Annotated in this window: 16 protein-coding genes, 1 tRNA gene, 1 pseudogene and 1 riboswitch; of the genes and pseudogenes, 14 read left to right on the top strand and 4 right to left on the bottom strand. The window is 66.5% G+C overall.

Annotated elements, in window-relative coordinates:
• Positions 1–159: 159 nt before the first annotated feature.
• The 6 genes from MF607_RS09655 (at position 160) to MF607_RS09630 (ending at position 6,883) form a co-directional block, all read left to right on the top strand.
• On the top strand, positions 160–810 hold the full coding sequence (locus tag MF607_RS09655; RefSeq protein ID WP_242118009.1) for a hypothetical protein: 651 nt from the start codon (positions 160–162) through the stop codon (positions 808–810).
• A gap of 237 nt (positions 811–1,047) precedes the next feature.
• A riboswitch (glycine riboswitch) is annotated at positions 1,048–1,136 on the top strand.
• Positions 1,137–1,308: 172 nt separating this feature from the next.
• Complete coding sequence (gene gcvT / locus MF607_RS09650; protein WP_242118007.1) at positions 1,309–2,502, top strand: glycine cleavage system aminomethyltransferase GcvT; 1,194 nt, start codon at positions 1,309–1,311, stop codon at positions 2,500–2,502.
• A gap of 14 nt (positions 2,503–2,516) precedes the next feature.
• Positions 2,517–2,888, top strand: coding sequence for a glycine cleavage system protein GcvH (gcvH, locus tag MF607_RS09645; RefSeq protein WP_242118005.1), 372 nt, complete (start codon positions 2,517–2,519; stop codon positions 2,886–2,888).
• 161 nt (positions 2,889–3,049) lie between these two features.
• Positions 3,050–4,408 (top strand): aminomethyl-transferring glycine dehydrogenase subunit GcvPA, encoded by a 1,359-nt coding sequence (gene gcvPA / locus MF607_RS09640; protein ID WP_242118002.1) that lies wholly within the window; start codon positions 3,050–3,052, stop codon positions 4,406–4,408.
• Complete coding sequence (gcvPB, locus tag MF607_RS09635; RefSeq protein WP_242118000.1) at positions 4,405–5,979, top strand: aminomethyl-transferring glycine dehydrogenase subunit GcvPB; 1,575 nt, start codon at positions 4,405–4,407, stop codon at positions 5,977–5,979. The genes gcvPA and gcvPB overlap by 4 nt, the downstream gene beginning before the upstream one ends.
• A 49-nt stretch (positions 5,980–6,028) precedes the next feature.
• A complete protein-coding gene (locus MF607_RS09630) occupies positions 6,029–6,883 on the top strand; it encodes a formate/nitrite transporter family protein (protein WP_242117997.1) in 855 nt (284 codons plus the stop codon).
• On the opposite strand, the gene MF607_RS09625 is transcribed toward MF607_RS09630, so the two are convergent.
• Positions 6,880–7,776 carry a DMT family transporter gene (locus tag MF607_RS09625; RefSeq protein WP_242117995.1) on the bottom strand — a complete coding sequence of 299 codons (897 nt, stop codon included), beginning with the start codon at positions 7,774–7,776 and terminating at the stop codon, positions 6,880–6,882. The genes MF607_RS09630 and MF607_RS09625 overlap by 4 nt on opposite strands.
• A gap of 250 nt (positions 7,777–8,026) precedes the next feature.
• Here MF607_RS09625 and MF607_RS09620 point away from each other — a divergent pair, with 250 nt between their 5' ends.
• Together MF607_RS09620 and MF607_RS09615 are read left to right on the top strand one after the other, a co-directional pair.
• Complete coding sequence (locus tag MF607_RS09620; RefSeq protein WP_242117992.1) at positions 8,027–8,203, top strand: hypothetical protein; 177 nt, start codon at positions 8,027–8,029, stop codon at positions 8,201–8,203.
• A gap of 319 nt (positions 8,204–8,522) precedes the next feature.
• Positions 8,523–9,788, top strand: a complete 1,266-nt coding sequence (locus MF607_RS09615) for an aminoacyl--tRNA ligase-related protein (RefSeq protein ID WP_431311935.1) — start codon at positions 8,523–8,525, stop codon at positions 9,786–9,788.
• Positions 9,789–9,936: 148 nt separating this feature from the next.
• Here the strand turns inward: MF607_RS09615 and MF607_RS09610 are convergent, their stop codons facing one another.
• On the bottom strand, positions 9,937–10,404 hold the full coding sequence (locus MF607_RS09610; RefSeq protein WP_242117987.1) for a DUF3597 domain-containing protein: 468 nt from the start codon (positions 10,402–10,404) through the stop codon (positions 9,937–9,939).
• A gap of 111 nt (positions 10,405–10,515) precedes the next feature.
• Here MF607_RS09610 and MF607_RS09605 point away from each other — a divergent pair, with 111 nt between their 5' ends.
• Complete coding sequence (locus tag MF607_RS09605; RefSeq protein ID WP_242117985.1) at positions 10,516–12,762, top strand: ribonuclease R family protein; 2,247 nt, start codon at positions 10,516–10,518, stop codon at positions 12,760–12,762.
• Between the two features lie 94 nt (positions 12,763–12,856).
• Positions 12,857–14,125: a methyl-accepting chemotaxis protein gene (locus MF607_RS09600; RefSeq protein ID WP_242117982.1), complete on the top strand. Its 1,269-nt coding sequence runs from the start codon at positions 12,857–12,859 to the stop codon at positions 14,123–14,125.
• Positions 14,126–14,248: 123 nt separating this feature from the next.
• Here MF607_RS09600 and MF607_RS09595 read toward each other — a convergent pair whose 3' ends face one another.
• On the bottom strand, positions 14,249–16,027 hold the full coding sequence (locus MF607_RS09595; RefSeq protein ID WP_242117980.1) for an ABC transporter transmembrane domain-containing protein: 1,779 nt from the start codon (positions 16,025–16,027) through the stop codon (positions 14,249–14,251).
• Between the two features lie 218 nt (positions 16,028–16,245).
• On the opposite strand from MF607_RS09595, the gene MF607_RS09590 reads away from it, so the two are divergent.
• Positions 16,246–17,478: a polyhydroxyalkanoate depolymerase gene (locus tag MF607_RS09590; protein WP_242117977.1), complete on the top strand. Its 1,233-nt coding sequence runs from the start codon at positions 16,246–16,248 to the stop codon at positions 17,476–17,478.
• 56 nt (positions 17,479–17,534) lie between these two features.
• On the opposite strand, the gene MF607_RS09585 is transcribed toward MF607_RS09590, so the two are convergent.
• Positions 17,535–18,014, bottom strand: coding sequence for a pyridoxamine 5'-phosphate oxidase family protein (locus MF607_RS09585; protein ID WP_242117975.1), 480 nt, complete (start codon positions 18,012–18,014; stop codon positions 17,535–17,537).
• A gap of 122 nt (positions 18,015–18,136) precedes the next feature.
• Here MF607_RS09585 and MF607_RS09580 point away from each other — a divergent pair.
• The 3 genes and pseudogenes from MF607_RS09580 to MF607_RS09570 form a co-directional block, all read left to right on the top strand.
• Positions 18,137–18,211, top strand: a tRNA-Gln gene (locus MF607_RS09580).
• A gap of 98 nt (positions 18,212–18,309) precedes the next feature.
• Positions 18,310–20,289, top strand: a complete 1,980-nt coding sequence (locus tag MF607_RS09575) for a site-specific integrase (RefSeq protein ID WP_242117972.1) — start codon at positions 18,310–18,312, stop codon at positions 20,287–20,289.
• A gap of 326 nt (positions 20,290–20,615) precedes the next feature.
• A pseudogene (locus MF607_RS09570) lies at positions 20,616–20,992 on the top strand (IS5 family transposase); the annotation flags it as partial.

Here is a 20,992-nt window from a genome sequence, read left to right as displayed (position 1 = left end):
TTTGAAGGCACGCCAAGCCGTGCGCGGTTTGAGGAGCGGGCTGGTGTTGCCCACCTCGAAAGCGACTCGATTGCTTGCGCGCGCGAAAGCCGGTTCCTATGAAGCGTGCGATCAGGAGGCGCGGCATCGCCGCACCCGTGCATAAGGTATCGTGTTCCCGTGACCCTCCGCAAAACTGCCGCCATCGCCGCCGTCGCCGTCCTGGCCTTGAGCGGATGCAAGCGCACCGGCGAACTCGACGTGACGCAGGGCGTCGGCATTTCGGCGGTGCGATCGGCCTGTCCGGTGGCGGGCATACCGGCGGGGACCGGTGACATCACCCTGTTCGACCCGCCCGCCAGCCGCGAGGCGAAGGCGATCGACGTCGTCGCGACGCTGACCAATGTGCGCGCCAACTGCGCCGAGGGCACCGACACCATCAACAGCACGCTGACCTTCGACGTGCAGGCACGCCGCAACAATACGCAGGGCGCGCGGACGGTGACGCTGCCCTATTTCGTCTCGGTCGTGCGCGGCGGCACGCAGGTCGTGTCGAAGCGGGTGGGGCAGGTGACGCTGAACTTCGCCGATGGGCAGGCGCGCGCGCAGGCGCAGGGGCAGGGGAGCGCGATCGTCGACCGCGCCGCCGCGACGCTGCCGCAGGAGACCCGCAACCAGATCAACCGCCGGCGCAAGCCCGGGGATCAGGACGCGGCGGTCGACCCGCTGTCCGATCCGGCGGTGCGGCAGGCGGTACTCGCCGCGACCTTCGAAGCACTGGTCGGCTTCCAGCTGACCGACGAGCAGCTGAAGTACAACGTTACGCGGTGAATTCCGCACGGGCGGGCCGCCGCTTCGCCTTCGTCGTTCCCGCGCCGGCGGGAACCCATACACGCTGACGTCGCGGTAAAAGTCGCTGCCGTTGCGTCTATGGATTCCCGCCTGCGCGGGAATGACGGGGGTAAAGGTCTGACACGCCGGGTGCCGATAGCGCACCATCCCCGCTTTCCCGATTGACTAATCCCGGCCCCCGAGCCAGAGCTTTCGCCATCGACAGGCTTACAGCCGACGCCATGCGCGGGAGAGTGCGGAGCAGTCCGCCGCCGAAGGAGCAACCGCCCCGGAATCTCTCAGGCAACAGGGACCGCGCGGTGGCACAAGATACTCTGGAAAGCGTCGCGGCCGTAACGGCCGGACCACCGAAGGGGTAAGCCGGGCCAATCGTCCGTGCGAAAGCTCTCAGGTTCCGTGACAGAGGGGGCGACGAGCGAGCCGGCACAGTCGTGCCGTCCGGCGTCGTTGAACCGATTCACGAAGGACCTGGCGCATATGAGCGATACCGCCCCGAACAGCGAACCCGCCCACGAACTGCGCGCCGACGGCAGCGATCCCGTCGAGGAACTGCCGCCGCAGGCCCTGCCGCTCGATGCGTGGCACCGGGCGAAGGGCGGGCGGATGGTCCCGTTCGCGGGCTATACGATGCCGGTCCAGTATGAAGGCATCATGGCCGAGCATCTGTGGACGCGCGACAGCGCCGGGTTGTTCGACGTCAGCCATATGGGCCAGTTGCTGATCCACGGACCGGATGTGATCGCCGCGCTCGAAGCGTTGCTGCCCGGCGACCTGAAGATACTGAAGCCCGCCAAGATGCGCTATTCGCTGCTGCTCGACGAACAGGGCGGCATCCTCGACGATTTGATGGTCACGCGGCTGGGCACCGAGCAGCCGTTCGGCGAGGTTGAGAGCGGGGACGCCTTTTACATGGTCGTCAACGGCGCGACCAAATATGACGATATCGGCCATCTGCGCGAGCACCTCGCCGATGAGATCACGCTCAACCATCTCGACGACCGCGCGCTGCTGGCGTTGCAGGGGCCGAAGGCGGTCGATGCGCTCGATCGCCTCCTGCCGGGCGTCGCGGCGCTGACCTTCATGACCGCGGGCGCGTTCGACTGGAACGGCCATGCTTTGTGGGTCAGCCGCTCGGGCTATACCGGCGAGGACGGCTATGAGATTTCGCTGCCCGAGGATGCCGCCACCGCCTTTGCCGACGCGATCTGCGCCGAGCCGGAGGTGAAGCCGATCGGCCTTGGCGCGCGCGACTCGCTACGGCTGGAGGCGGGGTTGCCGCTCTATGGCCACGACCTTGGCCCCGATACCACGCCGGTCGCCGCCGATCTCGGCTTCGCGCTGTCGAAGCGCCGTCGCGAAGAGGGTGGCTTCCCCGGTGCCGAGCGCATCCTTGCCGAGCGCGCCGCCGGACCGGAATCGAAGCGGATCGGCCTGATCGTCGAAGGTCGCCAGCCGGTGCGCGAGGGTGCCGAGGTGATCGACGCGGATGGCAATGCCGTCGGCCGCGTCACCTCGGGCGGGTTCGCGCCGAGCGTGCAGGCGCCGATCGCCATGGCCTATTGTCCGCCGGCGCTGGCCGAGGCTGGTACCGTGATGCTGCGCCAGCGTGGCAAGGTGCATGCGGCACGCGTCGTGCCGATGCCCTTCGTCCCCCATCGTTACGTCCGCTAAAGGGAGCTTGTCGGATGAGCCGTTATTTCACGCAGGAACATGAATGGATCGAGGTCGACGGTGAAGTCGCGACCGTCGGCATCACCGAATATGCCGCCGGGCAGCTGGGCGACATCGTGTTCGTGGACGTGCCCGAAGAGGGCAAGCAGCTGACCAAGGGCGACGACGCCGCCGTCGTCGAATCGGTCAAGGCCGCGTCGGACGTCTACACCCCGGCATCGGGCACGGTCCTCGAGGGCAATGCCGCGCTGGCCGACAACCCTGCGCTGGTCAACGAGGACCCCGAAGGCGAGGGCTGGTTCTTCAAGCTGACGCTGCGCGACGACAGCGAGCTCGAAGAACTGATGGATGAGGACAAATACGCCGCCTACGTCGCGCGGCTGTAAGGACTGGCTGGTTCGACGGGAGACGTCGCCCCAGCGCAGGCTGGGGCATCATGCGGCTCCTGTCTCCCGGCTATTACCGAGAGATCCCAGCCTTCGCTGGGATGACGCAGGTTCCGGTGGCGGATCAGTCTCCAGCTTCCCGCGGACCAACAAGGACCATCATGCGCTATCTTCCCCTGACCCCGACCGACCGCGCCGACATGCTGGCCACGATCGGTGCCGACAGCATCGACGCCTTGTTCGTCGACGTCCCCGAATCCGCGCGGCTCGATGGGCCGGTGCCGGGGCTGCCCAACCATGCCAGCGAACTGGCGGTCGAGCGGCATCTGTCGGCGCTGGCCGCGAAGAATGTCGCGGCGGGGTCGGTGCCGTTCTTCCTCGGCTGTGGCGCGTACCGCCACCATGTGCCCGCTAGCGTCGATCACCTGATCCAGCGCGGCGAGTATCTGACCGCTTACACGCCGTACCAGCCGGAAATCGCGCAGGGCACGTTGCAGATGCTCTTCGAATTCCAGAGCCAGGTCGCGCGCATGCTCGGCTGCGACGTCGCCAACGCGTCGATGTACGACGGGTCGACCGCCTGCTGGGAAGCGGTGACGATGGCCCGCCGCGTGACGCGCAAGGTGAAGGCGGTGTTTTCGGGCGGCGTGCATCCGCACTATGTCTCGGTCGCGAAGACCATGGCGAAGTTCACCGGCGACGTGCTCGACACGACCCAGCCATGGCTGGTCGCCGAGACCGATGACGATCGGCTGATCGAGAAGATCGATGCCGATACCTCGTGCGTCGTCGTCCAGTATCCCGATATCCTCGGCCGCATTCCCGACCTGCAGCGCATCGCCGATGCGGCGCATGCGGTGAAAGCGCTGCTGATCGCGGTGGTGACCGAACCCGTCGCGTTGGGCGCGATCGAGGCGCCGGGCAATCTCGGCGCCGATATCGTGGTGGGCGAGGGCCAGTCGCTGGGCGTCGGGCTGCAATTCGGCGGTCCCTATGTCGGGCTGTTCGCCTGTTCGGAAAAGCTGGTGCGGCAGATGCCGGGCCGGCTGTGCGGCGAAACGGTCGATGCCGAGGGCAAGCGCGGCTTCGTGCTGACGCTTTCGACGCGCGAACAACATATCCGCCGCGAAAAGGCGACGTCGAACATCTGCACCAATTCGGGGCTGTGCGCGCTCGCCTTTTCGATCCACCTGACGCTGTTGGGGGAAAAGGGGCTGCGGCAGCTGGCCGAGGTCAACCATGCCAAGGCATGTGCAGCGGCCGAACGGCTGGCGCAAGTTCCGGGCGTCGAGCTGGTCAATGACAGCTTCTTCAACGAATTCACGCTGAAGCTGCCGACCGAGGCGCGGCCGGTGGTGCGCGAACTCGCCGATCGTGGCGTGCTGGCGGGCGTGTCGCTCGGCCGGCTCTATCCAGGCGAGGATGGCCTTGCCAACGGGCTGGTCGTGGCGGTGACCGAGACGGTGACCGAGGAAGATATCGAAGCGCTCGCCGCAGCGCTCACGGAGGTACTGGCATGAGCGTGAACCAGAGCGGCTGGCGTCCGGCCATGGGTGAGGCAACGGGCGGTGCGCAGGCGACCTTCACCGGCAACCGTGCGCTGATGCTCGAAGAAGCGCTGATCTTCGAGATCGGGTCGGCGGAAACGACCGGCGTCGATATCGACGAGGCACCGAAGGTTGCCTCGCGCCTCGGCAACCATGCGCGCAAGAGCGCAATCGGCCTGCCCGGCCTTTCGGAGCCGGAAGCGGTGCGCCACTATACGCGCCTGTCGCGGCAGAACTACGCGATCGACCTTGGCCTGTTCCCGCTGGGTTCGTGCACGATGAAGCACAATCCGCGCCTGAACGAGCGGATGGCGCGGCTGCCCGGGTTCGCCGATCTTCACCCGCTGGGTCCGATCGACACGGTGCAGGGTGCGCTGGAGGTGATCCATCAGTTGGCGCACTGGCTGGTCACGCTGACCAACATGGATTCGGTGGCGATGAGCCCGAAGGCCGGGGCGCATGGCGAGCTGTGCGGCATCCTCGCGATCAAGGCGGCGCTCGAGAAGCGCGGCGAGGGGCATCGCAAGGTCATCCTCGTCCCCGAAAGCGCGCACGGCACCAACCCTGCCACCGCCGCCTTCGCGGGCTTCACGGTCAAGGACATTCCGGCGACCGCCGACGGCCGCGTCGATACGCAGGCGCTGAAGGACCGGCTGGGACCCGACGTCGCGGGCGTGATGATTACCAACCCGAACACCTGCGGGCTGTTCGAGCGCGACCTGAAGGAAATCTCCGACGCGGTCCATGCGGCGGGTGGTTACGTCTATTGCGACGGCGCAAACTTCAACGCCATCGTCGGCCGGGTGCGGCCGGGTGACCTCGGCGTCGATGCGATGCACATCAACCTGCACAAGACCTTCTCGACCCCGCATGGCGGCGGCGGTCCGGGCTCGGGGCCGGTGGTGTTCTCGAAGGCGCTGACCCCGTTCGCGCCGCTGCCCTTCGTCGAGCAGCAGGACGGCCGCTTCGTCCTGGTCGAGGAAGAGACGGCGGGCGAGCATCATGCCGACAGCTTCGGCCGCATGGTCGCCTTCCACGGTCAGATGGGCATGTTCACCCGCGCGCTGTCGTACATCCTCAGCCATGGCGCGGACGGACTGAAGCAGGTGTCGGAAGATGCGGTGCTGAATGCCAATTACGTCCTGCGCAGCCTCGAGGGCACGCTTGACGCGCCGTTCGGCAGCAGCGGCCCGTGCATGCACGAGGCGCTGTTCAGCGATGCGAACCTGGCGCAAGGCTTCTCGACGCTCGACGTGGCCAAGGGGCTGATCGACGAGGGCTATCACCCGATGACAGTCTATTTCCCGCTGGTCGTTCACGGCGCGATGCTGGTCGAACCGACCGAGACCGAGAGCAAGGCGGCGCTCGACCAGTTCATCGGTGCTTTGAAGTCGGTCGGCGAACGCGCCAAGGCGGGCGACACCGCACTGAAATCCGCTCCGCATTTCGCACCGCGCCGTCGCCTCGACGAGACATTGGCTGCGCGCAAGCCGGTGCTGGCGTGGAAGGAACCGGTGGCTCCCGTCGCGGAAGCGGCGGAGTAGCCGGTCGGCATCGGGAACCGCCGCAACGACCGGCGGTTCCCAATGACCTATGGCCGACCCACAACCCGCTGCACCCGATACCGACGACGAAGAACAGAAGGTCGCGCTGAATCCCGAACAGGAGGAGGTGGTCGACGATCGCCGTGCCGCCTCTGCCCTGATCGTCCACGAAGTCGTGCGGCGACAGGGGATCGAGGAACTGGAACGCCCCGCCGCCTCACTCATGTGGTCGGGCATCACCGCGGGCATCGCGATCGGCCTGTCGCTGCTGGGCAAGGCGGTGATGGAAACCGCCGTTCCCGCCGGACCATGGACGCCGCTGCTCCAGTCGCTGGGCTATGCGATCGGGTTCGTCGTCGTGATCCTCGGGCGGATGCAGCTGTTCACCGAAAGCACCTTGTCGGCAGTCCTGCCGCTGGCGACCGATCCGTCGGCCCGCAATCTCGTACGGACGCTCCGGCTATGGGGTATCGTGCTGCTCGCCAACCTGATCGGCACCTTCGCCTTTGCCGGCTTCGCGATGCTCGGCGGTCTTGGCGTGGAACAGGCGCGCGAACTGGTCGAGGTCAGCGGCGTCGTGCTGGAGCATGTCGGGATGGAGGGCTTTCTGGCAGGCATCCCGTCGGGCATCCTGCTGGCAAGCGTCGTATGGTGCCTGCCCAGCGTCGAGGGGCAGAAAGTCACGCTGATCGTGCTGCTTACCGGGCTGATCGATCTTGGCGGCTTTGCGCATGTCGTCGCCGGATCGGCGGAAATGTGGGTGCTGGTGTTGCATGGCGACATGGGCGCCGGACAGGCGATGGCCTTTTTCCTTCCGGTGCTGTTCGGTAATATCGTCGGTGGCAGCGTGCTGTTCGCGTTGCTCGCCCATGCCCAGGTGCGTGGTGAGATCGAGGAGGGTTAATCCTCCTCGACCATCGATCGCACCTTCTGCCGGCCGAGGCGATGTTCGCGCCATACGATGAACAGCCCGCTCATGATGATGATCGGCGCGCCGGCCCAGGTCATCGGCGTCGGCAATACGCCGAACAGCAACCAGCCATAGACCGTCGCCCAGAGCAGCCCCGAATAGTCCATCGGCACCACCGCCGCGACGGGGGCCGAGCGCGATGCGGCGGTCAGCGCGATCTGTCCCATGCCGCCGACCATGCCGATCGCTATCAGGTTCGCCCAGGTAAGCCAGTCGTGCGAGCGGATGTTGAAGGCATAGGCCGTGGCGATGAACGGCAGCGTCAGCGTCGAGAACCAGAACACCGTGGTCCCCGCCGGTTCGTCACGCAACTGACGCAGCGCGATCGCAACCAGCGCGACGAACAGCGCCGCCATCAACCCGACAAACGCGCCGAACAACGGCACATGGGAACTGCCTGGCTGCGCCACGACCAGCACGCCGACAAAGCCCAGCAGCACCGCGCTCCACCGCTGCCACCCCGTCGGTTCGCGCAGGACCAGCGCCCCCAGCAGCGTCGCGAAGATCGGCACGGTGAACTGGAACGTCGTCGCTTCGGCAAGCGGCAGCAGCAGCACCGCGCCGAAGGTGAAGACCATGCCGACCAGCCCGATCATCGACCGGGTCAAATGCCCCTTGATCCGCGTCGTGCGCAGCGATCGCAACCCCGGTCCGGCGGCGACGAAGCCCAGCACGATCGGCAGCGCGCATAGCTGGCGATAGAACATCGTCTCGGGCAGCGAGGCGCCGCGCGTCTCGGCCAGCTTCACCAGTGCGGACATGGTGGACAGGAAGAAGATTGCGAGCAGGCGGAGCGCCAGCCCCTTGAGGATGCGGTCGCCGGGCATGAACGGGCACGTACAGACTGTGTCGCGCCGACGCCACCCCATGCGCACGCGCATGGAGTTTGCAGGGTATCTGCCTTCGCTGGGTGAGACAATTCGCTAACCATGGCGCGGATGCGGAGGGACCGGTGCCTGTACGTCGTCACCGGCGGCTGCGGTGGCTACGCGATTTGGCCGGTACACCCGTGCGCAGCGTAGCAAGGAACGCGGCGCTAAACGGATGGGACAGGATAGGATCGTCGGAGCGTAACCCATGAAGTACGAGAAGAATATCGATCGTTTGGCGGAAATCGAAGTCTTCCCGATCGAACGGATCGTGCGCCGCGCCGGCCGCGATCGCCTGCAACCGCGAACGACCTTGATGTTCTGGCTGGCCATCGCCATCGTGCCATGGATCGTCATCGTCGCCTTGGCATTGCGCCGCGGCTGAGCCGCGTATCGCCGCTTGGCGAACGGCCCCCTTTGCCGCTATCGCGCGCTGCATGAAGCACGCTCTCAACGTCACGCGCGAACAGGATTTCGCCGCCTGGTATCAAGCCGTCATCACCGAGGCCGATCTTGCCGAGGAATCCGGGGTACGCGGGTGCATGGTCATCCGGCCATGGGGCTATGGCATCTGGGAGCGGATCCAGCGGCTGCTCGACGACCGGATCAAGGCGACGGGGCACGAGAATTGCTATTTCCCGCTCTTCATCCCCTTGAGCTATTTCGAGAAGGAGGCCGAGCATGTCGACGGCTTCGCCAAGGAAATGGCGGTCGTCACGCACCATCGGCTGGTCGCGGACGGCAAGGGCGGGCTGGTGCCCGATCCGGAAGCGAAGCTTGAGGAACCGCTGGTCGTGCGTCCGACCAGCGAGACGGTGATCGGCACCGCCTTTTCGCGCTGGGTCCAGTCGTGGCGCGACCTGCCGGTGCTCATCAACCAATGGGCGAACGTCGTCCGCTGGGAAATGCGCACCCGCATGTTCCTGCGCACCGCCGAATTCCTGTGGCAGGAGGGACATACCGCGCACGCCACGGCGGAAGAGGCGCAGGGCGAGACGCTCAAGATGCTCGAAGTGTATCGCGAGTTCGCCGAGACCTGTCTCGGCCTGCACGTGATCGCGGGCGAGAAGCCGGAGAATGAACGCTTCCCCGGCGCGGTCGCGACCTACAGCATCGAAGCGATGATGCAGGACGGCAAGGCGCTGCAGGCCGGCACCTCGCACTTCCTCGGCACCAATTTCGCGCACGCGCAGAATATCCGCTTCCAGAATGCCGAAGGGCAGTTCGAGCACGCCAACACGACCAGCTGGGGCGTGTCGACGCGGATGATCGGCGGGGTCATCATGGTCCATGGCGACGATGACGGACTGCGCGTACCGCCCGCGATCGCGCCGTGGCAGGTGGTGATCGTGCCGATGCTGCGCGACGCGCCCGAGGACGAACCGCTGATCGCTTATTGCCGCGAATTGCAGGCGACACTGGCGCAGCAGAGTGCGCTGGGCGAGCCGGTCCGCGCGCTGCTCGACCTGAAACCCGCCAAGGCGGCGACCAAGCGCTGGGGCTGGGTCAAGAAGGGCGCGCCGGTGATCGTCGAGGTCGGCGGACGCGACATGGCGGGCGGCAATGTCTCGGTCGTGCGCCGCGACCGGCTGTACCGCGCTGATGGCAAGCTGGATTCGCAGGTAGTTGCGCGGGACGATTTCGCCGCTGCCATCGGCGAGACGCTGGCCGATATCCAGGCGACGCTGCTGGCACAGTCGACCGAGCGGCTGCGGGCGCAAATCGTGCCGGTCGACGACTGGGCGGGCGTCGAGGCACATTTCGCCGAGGGCATCAAGAACCCCGGCTGGGTCGATGTCCGCTGGTCGAAGCCGACCGGCGACGCACTCGAGAAGGTCGTGCAGCGGCTGAAGGCGTTGAAGCTCACGATCCGCAACGCCCCGCTCGGCCAGACCGGATGCGACGACGGACCGTGCGTGTTCACCGGAGAGCCTGCGGTCGAGCGCGTCCTGATCGGCCGGGCGTATTGAGAATACCGGTCCCTCTCCCCTGCAGGGGAGAGGGATGCGGAGATTTGGTCTTTGCCAAGCAAAGGCCTAGTCGCAGCTGGGGGAGGGCAGCGCTCGCCTGCGAGCGCGCGAGCCACAGGTTCGCTCTACCCACCCCCCCAAAAAAGCGTCAGTCCTTCAACGACCCCGGCACCTGCCCACCGGCCTTGCCGAGTTCCTGCAACACCGCGCGGTGCAGCCAGATGTTCATCTCGGCGCTGCCGTCCTTGGCGCCGGTATAGCCCAGTTCGGTCGCCAGTTCCTTGCGGTTGTCGAGGCTGGAATCGAGATCGAGCAGCTTCATCAAATCGACGATCGACGTCCGCCAGTTGAGCGCGGGATTGCCCTTCTGCTGTGCGATCCGCTCAATGGCGGTCATCGGATCAACCGGTTGCGGCGCGGCGGGCGCAGCGGGTGCCGGAGCGGCGGGGACTGCCGGTGCAGGGGCGGGGGCGGGGGCATGCTGCTGCGGCGCCGGAGCGGGGGCGGGCACCGGCTGCGGCGCGGGCGCTTCCTTCTTCTTGCCCAGATAGTTGTCGCCGAACGGGCCACCATCCTTGCCGAAGATCTGCGTCTTGATGCGTTCGAAGATTCCCATGGCCGTCTCCTCCTGTCCGATAGGGTTGGCGGCCCAACGGACGGCGGGCGGTTCGGGTCCGCCGACGATACGCCATTGGTCTGACGCCCCGCACACCCTATGTCGTGAGCGATGGTACGCACCAAGACGCCGCCCGGCCTGCCCACCCGCGAGCAGATTCTCGACTTCATCCAGACGTCCGACACCCCGGCGGGCAAGCGCGAGATCGCGCGCGCCTTTGGCCTGTCGGCGCAGCAGAAAATTACGTTAAAGGCGCTGCTGAAGGACATGGCCGATGAAGGGCTGATCGACAGCGCCCCCGGCCGCGCCTTCCACAAGATGGGCGGGCTGCCCAAGGTGACGGTGCTGCGCGTGGCGGACGTCGATGACGGGGGCAATGTCTGGGCCGTACCGGAGCGGTGGGAGGCGGAGACGCCGCCGCCGCGTGTCCGGGTGCGCGAACGCGGGCGGCGCAGCGCGTTGGGCGTCGGCGATCGCATCCTTGCGCGGACCGAGGAGGCCGGCAGCGGCTGGGCTGCCTATCCGATGAAGAAGCTCGACCGCGCCGCCGAAGCGGTGCTGGGCGTGTTGCGTGCCGAGGGCGACAAGCTGTGGCTGCAGGGTGTCGACAAGAGGGAGCGCCGCGAGGTGCCGGTGACCGATGCCGGCGGTGCCGCGCCCGGCGATCTGGTGCTGGCGGCGCTGGGCGGCCGTCCCCCGCGCATCACCGCGCGCGTGGTGGAACGGCTGGGCGATCCGTTCGAGGCGCGCAGCTTCTCGCTGATCGCGATCCACAAGCACGGCATTCCGGACGTGTTTTCGGAAGAAGTGCTGGCCGAGGCGAAGAAGGTTGCCGGGTATCCGCTCGGTGACGACCGCGAGGACCTGCGGCACCTGCCGATCGTCGCGATCGACCCGATCGACGCGCGCGACCATGACGATGCGGTCTGGGCCAGCCCCGACGACCGCGCCGACAATGAGGGCGGCTGGCGGGCGATCGTTGCGATCGCCGACGTGTCCTTCTATGTCCGCCCCGGGTCGGAGCTCGACAAATCGGCACGGTCGCGCGGCAACAGCGTCTATTTCCCCGACCGGGTCGTGCCGATGCTGCCCGAGATCCTGTCGGCCGACGTGTGTTCGCTGAAGGCCGGGCAGGACCGTGCGGCGCTGGTGTGTCACCTGACCGTCGCGAAGGACGGGAAGCTCAAGGATTGGCGCTTCACCCGCGCAGTGATCCGCGTTGCCGCCAACATCGCCTACGAACATGCGCAGGCGGCGATCGACGGCGTCGCCGACGCACCGGTAGTGCCGGAACTGATCGACGGCGCGCTCAAACCGCTCTGGGGCTGCTGGGCGGCGCTGGCCAAGGCGCGGGCGCATCGCGAGCCGCTCGACCTCGATCTGCCCGAACGGCGGATCGTACTCGACGAGAAGGGGCGCATCCTGTCGGTTGCGCCGCGCGAACGGTTGGATTCGATGCGGCTGATCGAGGATTTCATGATCGCCGCCAACGTAGCCGCCGCGAAAGCGCTGGAGGCGAAGAAGGCGCCGGTCATGTACCGGGTCCACGAACCGCCGACGCGCGAAAAGCTGATGGCGTTGAAGGACTATCTGGAGACGTTCGACGTGCCGTTCGCGCTGGGGCAGGTGATCCGGCCGGCGACGTTCAATCATGTGCTCGAACGCATCGGCGAGGCCGACTTCAAACCGCAGGTGATGGAGCAGATCCTCCGCACCCAGACCCAGGCATTCTACGGCCCGCAGAACCACGGCCATTTCGGCCTGAGCCTCGGCAGCTATGCGCATTTCACCTCGCCGATCCGCCGCTATGCCGATTTGATCGTCCATCGCTCGCTGGTCGGCAGCTATGGCCTTGGCGAAGGGGCGCTGCCGGCCGACGATGCCGCGAATATGGAGCGGGTCGGCGAAGCGATCAGCGGCCTCGAACGCCGCGCGATGGAGGCGGAGCGTGAGACGGTCGACCGTTATGTCGCCGCCTATCTCGCCGAACATGTCGGCACGGTGATGGAGGCGCGGATCACCGGCGTCGCCAGCTTCGGCTTCTTCGCGACGGTCGAGGGCGTGGGCGGCGACGGGCTGGTCCCGGCCCGCGACCTCGGCACCGAATATTTCCGGTTCGACGAAGCGTCGCAGTCGTTGATCGGCGATCATAGCGGCGAGACGTTCAGCGCCGGCCAGCGCCTGTCGCTCCGCCTTGCCGAAGCGAACCCGGTATCGGGCGCGCTCCGCTTCGAACTTCCCGATGGCAAGGGATCGGCGACCGGCAGCGGCCACGACCGGCGCAAGGGGTCGCCGCCGCGCGTGCTCAAGCGTCGCGGCCGACCCGCCAATATCCGTCATCAGGGGCGCAAGCGCTGACGACCGGAGAATTGCAAGAAAACCGGGCGTGTCATCACACTGTCACGCCCGGTTAGCTGCCGGTTTACCCTGTGGCACCTAGGTCGGGCGCGCAATGACCCGTCCTTCCCGCCTCGACCCCGGCATCACCGCCGACCACCTGACCATCGGGCAGGATGCGACGCTGACCGCGGTCGTCGAGCGGTTTCGGGCGCATCATGACCTGCGGCTGCTGGCGGTACTCGATCCGCAGCGCCGGCCGGTGGGGGTGTTGCGCGAGATCGATGTTCGCGAACTGCTGTTCAATCCGTTCGGTCACGCGCTGCTCGGCAATCCCAGCTTCGGCAACGGTATCGGGCGGTTGCTCCGCCGGGCGACGATCGCCGATTTCGATACGACGGTCCCCGAACTGGTCGGGTTGCACAGCGACGATGGCGTCGTACTGGTGCGCGGCGGCCAATTTGCCGGGCTGCTCGACGCGACACGGCTGCTGCGGATGGCGGCAGGCTGGCACGGCGATATGGCGGTGGCGGCACGCCGCCGTGCCGAGCGGATCGGGCAGGCGGCCAATGCCTTCGAAACCGGGATCACCCGGCTGTCGGGCGATATTGCCGCAGCCTGTACCGCGATCGGGCGGATGGCGGGCGATCTCGACCAGCGTGCCGCAGCGGCGCGGGGCGGGGCGATGTCGGTCGCGGCCGCCGCGCATCAGACCGCACGCGGCATGGTCGATATCGAACAGCGTGGCCACGCGCTTGCCGCGTCGTTCGAACGCATCACCCGCGATACCGAGCGCGCCGACCGGCTGCGCCGCGACGCCGGCGATCTGGTCGACCGCAATCGCGATCATGTCCAGTCGCTGTCCGACGTCGCCGCGACGATCGAAGCGATGCTCGACCTGATCCGCGGCCTTGCCAAACGGACCAACCTGCTGGCGCTCAATGCCGGGATCGAGGCGGCACGTGCCGGCGCGGCGGGGCAGGGCTTCGCCGTCGTCGCGGGCGAGGTAAAGTCCCTCGCGCGGCAGACCGAGCACGCGGCAAGCGATATCGCCGGTCGCGTCGACGCCGTCCGGGCGCTGCTGGACGACGTGGCCGGCGGTCAGCGTGCGGTCCAGTCGGCCATCGCCGCGATCGGATCGATCACCACGACCATCGCCACCGCCATCGCCGCCGAACGCGACACGATCCACGCCGTCGCGATCCGGGTCGAGGAGGCCCGCAGCGCCGGCGCCGATATCGATGCGCGCGCCAGCGGCATCGCGGCGGCCGCCGACGGCATCGGCGATCAGGCGGGTGCGCTGGCGCGACTGGTCGATGGATTGGGTGCCCTCAACACGCAGTTACAGGGGCGGGCGACCGAACTGGTCGCGGCGGTGGCGTAGGTTAGGAGCGCCAATCCGCCCCAGCCCTCGTCGAGAACGCGGGCGTTTTTGGCACCCCGTTCTCGACTGTGGCTCTCGGCAAGCTCGAACCTGCGCTCGAAGCGAACGGACGGGAAAGCCCCCTCAACCCGCTTCGTGAAACTGCAAATTCGCCAGCCGCGCATACAGCCCGCCCTGCGCGATCAACTCGCCATGCCGTCCGGTCTCGACGATCCGGCCATGGTCCATGACGATGATCCGCGACGCCGCGCGCACCGTCGCCAGCCGATGGGCGATGACCAGCGTCGTACGATCGGCCATCAACCGGTCGAGCGCGTCCTGCACCAGCCGCTCGCTCTCCGCATCCAGTGCCGAGGTCGCCTCGTCGAGCAGCAGGATCGGCGCGTCGCGCAACAGCGCGCGCGCGATCGCCACCCGCTGCCGCTGCCCGCCCGACAGCCGCGCCCCGCCTTCGCCGAGGAACGTGTCGAGCCCGTCTGGCAGTGCGCGCAGGAAGCTGGTGGCATTGGCTGCCTCGGCCGCCGTCCATAGCTGTTCGTCGCTCGCGTCCCAGCGGCCATAGCGCAGATTGTCGCGGGCCGAGGCGGCGAAGATCACCGTTTCCTGCGGCACCATCGCGATCCGCGCGCGCACCGCTTCGGGATCGGCATCGCGGACATCGACGCCGTCGACCGCGACCACGCCCGTTGCCGGATCGTAGAACCGCTCAACCAGCTGGAACAGCGTCGACTTTCCGGCGCCCGACGGACCGACCACCGCCACCGTTTCCCCCGGCGTGACGTCGAGCGTGAAGTCGGCCAGCGCCGCTACCTCCGGCCGGGTCGGATAGTGGAAGGTGACGCCCCGGAACGATACCGCGCCGCGCGCCGGTTCGGGCAGCGCCACCGGGCGGGCGGGCGCGGCGATCACCGGCCGCTGCGCCAGCAATTCGGCCAGCCGCCCGGCGGCACCGCTGGCGCGGATCAGGTCGCCATAGACTTCGGTCAGCGCGCCGAACGACCCGGTGACCAGCGCCGCGGTCAGGACGAAGGCGGTGATCGCGCCCCCCGTCGTCCGCCCCGCCGCCACGTCGCTGACCGCATCCCACATGATGAGGGTGATCGCGGCGAACAACATGCCGATGACGAATGCGGTCATGACCGCGCGGGTGGCGAAGCGCTTCTTGGCGGTTTCAAAGCCGCGATCGACGGCGGCCTCGAACCGGTCGCCTTCGCGGCCCTGCTGTCCGAACGCCTGCACGATCTTCATCGCGCCCAGTGTTTCCGATGCCACCGATCCGATATCGGCGATCCGGTCCTGGCTCGACCGCGACAATTTGCGCACCCGCCCGCCCAGCCACATGATCGGCAGCACGATCACCGGAATCCCGACGATCAGGTACAGCGTCAGCTTGGGCTGCAGCGTGAACAGGTACAGCACCCCGCCGATGCCGACCAGCAGGTTGCGCAGCGCGACCGATACCGTCGTGCTCACGATCCCCTCGACGATCGCGGTATCGGCGGTCAGTCGCGACGCGATTTCCGACGGGCGGTTCTCCTCGAAATAGCCCGGCGACAGCGTCAGAAGGTTGCGATGCACCGCCAGTCGCAGGTCGGCGACGGTCCGTTCGCCCAGCCACGACACGAAGTAGAAGCGCCCGGCGGTCGCGACCGCGAGGATCACGACCACGCCCAGCAGCCCTTCGAAATAGGTGCCGATCCGATCGGGGTTCGCGCCCATGGCGAAGCCGTTGTCGACGACCTTCTGAAAGGTTCGCGGAATCCACAGCGTCGCGAGCGCTGCGGTGATCAGCGACACCAGGGCGCCGACCAGTTGCAGCTTGTAGCGAATGGTGAATCGCCAGACCAGCCGGAGCGCCGGCAGCATCTTCGAACGGTCGGGGGCGGGGGCCGGATCTGCCATGGCGCGCGGCTTAGCGGTTGTGCGAACCGACCGCAAAGGGAACCTCTGTACCGCTTCGTTGCTTACACGTATCGAAGGATGCGGTGCTCCGTATCATCCATGCGCTTTCAGCGCAGGGTAATCTATGGCGTACGACGTTCGGAGCGTTGCTGACCGCAACGAATCGCTATATTTTTGCTGGTACGGGTGTTCCCCGTCAGACCAGGTTCGGGGTGCCCATGTTGTACGACACTTATGAATGGCAACGCTCGTTGCTCGCCGGCGCCAGCGCGATGGCCAATTTCGGCGCGGGCCTGCTGCAGAACCCGAGCAACCCCTTCGCCTATTTTGGCGGCGGTCCGGTGCTCGGATCGGCGCTGGCGGTGTTCGCCCATGCCGCTGCCCCGCGCGGCAAGCCGGCCTTCGGCCTTACCAGCACGACGGTCGATGGCAAGCAGGTGGCGGTGCGGGAGGAGATCGTGCTGCGGCGTCCCTTCGGTCAGCTCAAGCGCTTCGTTCGGGAAGGGGTCGAGGGCGGGCCGAAGCTGCTGATCGTCGCGCCGATGAGCGGCCATTATGCGACGTTGCTGCGCGGTACCGTCGAACGGATGTTGCCGACCGCCGATGTGTACATCACCGACTGGCGCGATGCGAAGCTGGTGCCGCTGTCGGCGGGGCGGTTCGACCTTGACGACTATATCGACTATGTCACGGCCTTCCTCGAAAAGATCGGCGAGGACGGCGACGCGCGTGCCCATGTGCTGGCGGTGTGCCAGCCCTCGGTCCCGGTCTATGCCGCGACCGCGCTGATGGGGGCGGACCGCCATCCCAACCGTCCGCGCACGCTGACCATGATGGGCGGACCGATCGATACGCGCGAGGCTCCGACCGCGGTCAACACGCTGGCGACCGAACGGCCGCATGCGTGGTTCGAACAGAATGTCATCGCCACCGTGCCGATGACCTATCCCGGCGCCGGCCGCCGCGTCTATCCGGGCTTCCTGCAACTTGCCGGTTTCATGAGCATGAACCTCGGCAGCCACATGATCTCTCACTGGGAGATGTTCAAGCATCTGGTGCAGGGCGATGGCGAAGGGGCGGGGACGACCCAGCGCTTCTACGAAGAATATCGCGCGGTGTGCGACATGACCGCCGAATTCTATCTGCAGACGATCGATCTGGTGTTCCAGACCCACGCACTGCCCGAGGGCACGATGAAGCATCGCGGGTGCCCGGTCGATCCGGGTGCGATCACCGATACGGCGGTTCTCGCGATCGAAGGGGAGCGCGACGATATTTCGGGGCTGGGGCAGACCCGCGCCGCGCTGACGCTGGCGACCGGCCTGTCGGACGAACTGAAGCAGTATCACATGGCGCCCGAAGTCGGCCATTACGGCATCTTCAACGGGTCGAAATGGCGCAATCGCATCGCGCCGGTGCTGGAGGAATGGATCGCGCGCCACGCCGGTTGACCGGACGGTTAGCGGAAAGGAAGAGGGCGGGGCGCGAACCCCCGCCCTCTTTCATATCAGACGTCGACCCTGGCGTGGCTACCGGCTTCGTCGCCGCCCTTGATCGTCTGGCCGGTGAACATCTTCAGCTTGCCGAGCAGCGACTGATCGGTTTCCCAGATTTCGGCGCTGTCGAGGTCGAACCGCAGCATCAGCAGCGACGGGTCCTGCCGGCCCTGTTCATACCAGGCTTCGACCTGCTTCGACCAATATTTGTCGATAATGGCGGGGTCGCTTTCCTCGGTCAGCCTGCCGGCGATGCAGGCGAACAGGTCATGGCCCTTGGCGACGAACTGCACCATCGCCGGACCGCCCTCGGCCGCGCGGTTGTCGCGCTTGGTGTAGAACCAGAATTCGCTGTCGGCTTCTTCGTCGAGCACGGCATACATCGGTTCGGAATGCTGGTGCTTGCCGGTCAGCCCGAGCATCACATAGGGGCTGGCGGCCATCGCCTTCCACATGGCTTCGCGGATTTCGGCGGGACTCTTGGTCGACATGCATGTTCCTTCCTGGCTGTGTTCCGCCTCAACGACCCAGCGCGTACAGGTTTCCCCACAAACCCGGTTGCACAACAACGACAATCCCCCTAGTGCCCCACCACCGCGCAACGCGCGGTTGCTGGGGCGTCGCCAAGCGGTAAGGCACCGGTTTTTGGTACCGGCATTCGTAGGTTCGAATCCTGCCGCCCCAGCCAATTCCTCGCCAAGTAATTGACTTCGCTGGCTAACCCCAGTCCGGTGACGCCCCAGTGTGCAGGTGACTGTGCCATGTGGCTGTCCGGGGAGGTCGTCCTTGGCGTCGCTTCAGCATGTTTTCCGCCGCGGCCACATTTTCTGGTGGCGCCGGGTTCATTATTCGTTCCATACTAAGCCCCTTGATGTCCGCCTGTCGCTCGGAACCCCCGACCGGCTGCAGGCGCGTAACCGTGGCGCGGTCCTGACCGCGTCCTATGATCGGGTGGTGTCCATGTTGAACGACCGTATCCGCGCCAATGGCGGCATGACCGAACGCGAGCTTCAGGCGATCGCCAGAGCGATGTACGAGGAGCGGCTGGCCGAGGTCTGCTTCGAGCAGCGTGCCACGCCCGACGACGCCGAATATCATTCGGCTACCAACCGCGCCTTCGTCGACTATTTCCAGCGCCTGACGTCGCGGGGCGGACATATGTCGTTTCTGCCGGAGGAGCAGAGCGCGCTCGAAGCGGACGGCTGGGACGCGCAGCGCATCGCCGACCTGAAGACCGTCATCGCGTTGCGCGAGAACAAGGGTGTCAGCCCGATCCGCAAAGACGAGATCGACCGCCATCTCGCCGCGGCCGGTTTCGCGATCGATGACCGGTTGCGCTGGATGGTCGAACTCGCGCTCTACCCGACGTATCGTGACGTCTATGCGGACGCGGAGAAGCAGTTGCGCACGCTGGCTGAGCCGAGCGATCCTATGGCGTGCGCCTCGTCACCGCCGCCTCCGTCCGCAGCCCCAACAGCTGCCAACGATGCATCGCCGGCGGATTCGCCCGCTGTTTCTGGTGTGCCGAAGGCGTGGCTGCACTGCGGTCCCGTTGAGGCCGCGGAGCGGATGATCGCGGAAACGCCTAGGCTGCTCGACCACCGGCGTCAGGGCAAGCGCGCTAGGGAAAGTGTCGATGAACACACCCTGCGGCAGATCCTGTGGGCGGCAACCTTGCTGCAAAAGTCGTTGCCGCCGGGGACGCCGCTCTGGAAGGTGACCAAGGAGGACATCCTCAAGCTTGACAAATATTTCGACAAACTGCCGATCCATTACGGCAAGTCCCCCCGTCATCGCGGGATGGCACAGACGCTTGAAGAGGCCGTGGCGCTGGCGGCAAAGGATGTCGCCGACGATAAGCTGAAGGCAGACCGCATCGGCTTTTCCACCGGAACGACAAACAAGCACTTTCACAAGCTGGCTCAGGTTCATGCCTTCGTGCGCAGCCAGGTCCCGTCCGCGCCTGTCATCGACTTTTCGGAGTTCACCACCGCGATCGACGAGGACGAACGCGAAGCCCGGAAGCGCTACACGCGCGAGCAGGGCGAGGCGTTGTTCAGCCTGCCGCCCTGGACCGGCTGTGCCGGCACCGGCGACAGGCTGAAGCCGGGCAAAAGTATCATCCACGACGGTCTTTTCTATCTGCTGCTGCTGGTCTGGTATACGGGCGCCCGCCGCGAGGAGTTGTGCAAGCTGATGATCGAAGATGTCGAACACCGGCACGGCATCGACTATCTGCTGATCCGCGCCACCGACACGGGACGCGTGAAGAACAAGTCGGCCCGCCGGGTGAACGTAATCGCGGACGAACTCGTCCGCCTCGGTTTTCTGCGCTATGTGGACGCCATGCGGGCGGCGGGCGAGCGGCTGCCCTTCCCCGAATTGGTGCCGGGCGGCGATACCAAGCGGAAGCTGGGCGACGTTTTCTACAAGCTGTGGTGGGTCTACATCGCGCCATTGGTCCCGGATCTGGCGCCGGGGCAGGCAATGCATTCGGCCCGTCACATGGTGTCGGACGAGTTGAAGGATCAGGAAGTCTTTCTCGAGTTCCGCAACGATCATCTTGGGCACCGGGGCAAGGGCGGGGAAGGCGAGACGCGCTATCCGTCGGCGGCATCGCTTCAGAAGCTCAAGTCCGTGGTCGAGAAGATCCCGGTCGTCACCGGCCATCTGCTGGAGCAGCGCGTCATCACACTGCTTCCAGTTGGCCTGCGGAAGCCCCGTCCCACGCGGCGTAAAGGTCAGTGTGACAACACGGTGACGTGACAGATGCGCTCAATTCCAGGCGTAGGGCGAAGCATGGCACGCCGAGCGGCAACGCCGCTCGCATATCCTGCTGGGCATGGTCGCCGAATACCCATAGGCCATTATGGCCGATGGCGGTGACTTCGCGGAAACCGATGCCGTCGCATTGAGCCACCTCCAGCAGAACATGGGCCGCTTCGCGGCGCGGATCGGTTGATGGGTGATGGCCATACCGGCGGAAGGCATTCGCGCCGTCCGTGATCTGCTGGACGAACGCGGTTGGCCTAGGTTCAGGACCCATTGATGGGAGGCGTGCGATCTGATTCAGGCTCCGAGAGGAGACTGAAATGAGCGACCTGTACTGGTTGACGGACGAGCAGATGGAACGGCTTCGGCCGTTCTTTCCCAAGAGCCACGGTAAGCCACGCGTGGACGATCGTCGGGTGCTGAGCGGTATCGTGTTCGTCAATCGAAACGGGCTGCGCTGGCGAGACGCGCCGAGTGCCTACGGCCCGCACAAGACGTTGTATAACCGTTGGAAGCGCTGGGGCGAGGCAGGCGTGTTCACGCGGATGATGGAGGGCTTGGCTGCGGCGGACGCCGAGCCGAAGACGGTCATGATCGACGCGACTTACCTGAAGGTGCACCGCACGGCATCGAGCCTGCGGGTTAAAAAGGGGATTTCGGCCGCCTGATCGGGCGCACCAAGGGCGGCATGAACACC

It is taken from the genome of Sphingomonas lacusdianchii (assembly GCF_022664395.1).
GTDB lineage: Bacteria > Pseudomonadota > Alphaproteobacteria > Sphingomonadales > Sphingomonadaceae > Sphingomonas > Sphingomonas lacusdianchii.
Note: the sequence above shows the minus strand (reverse complement) of the source record. Positions and strands in the feature narration are given on the sequence as shown.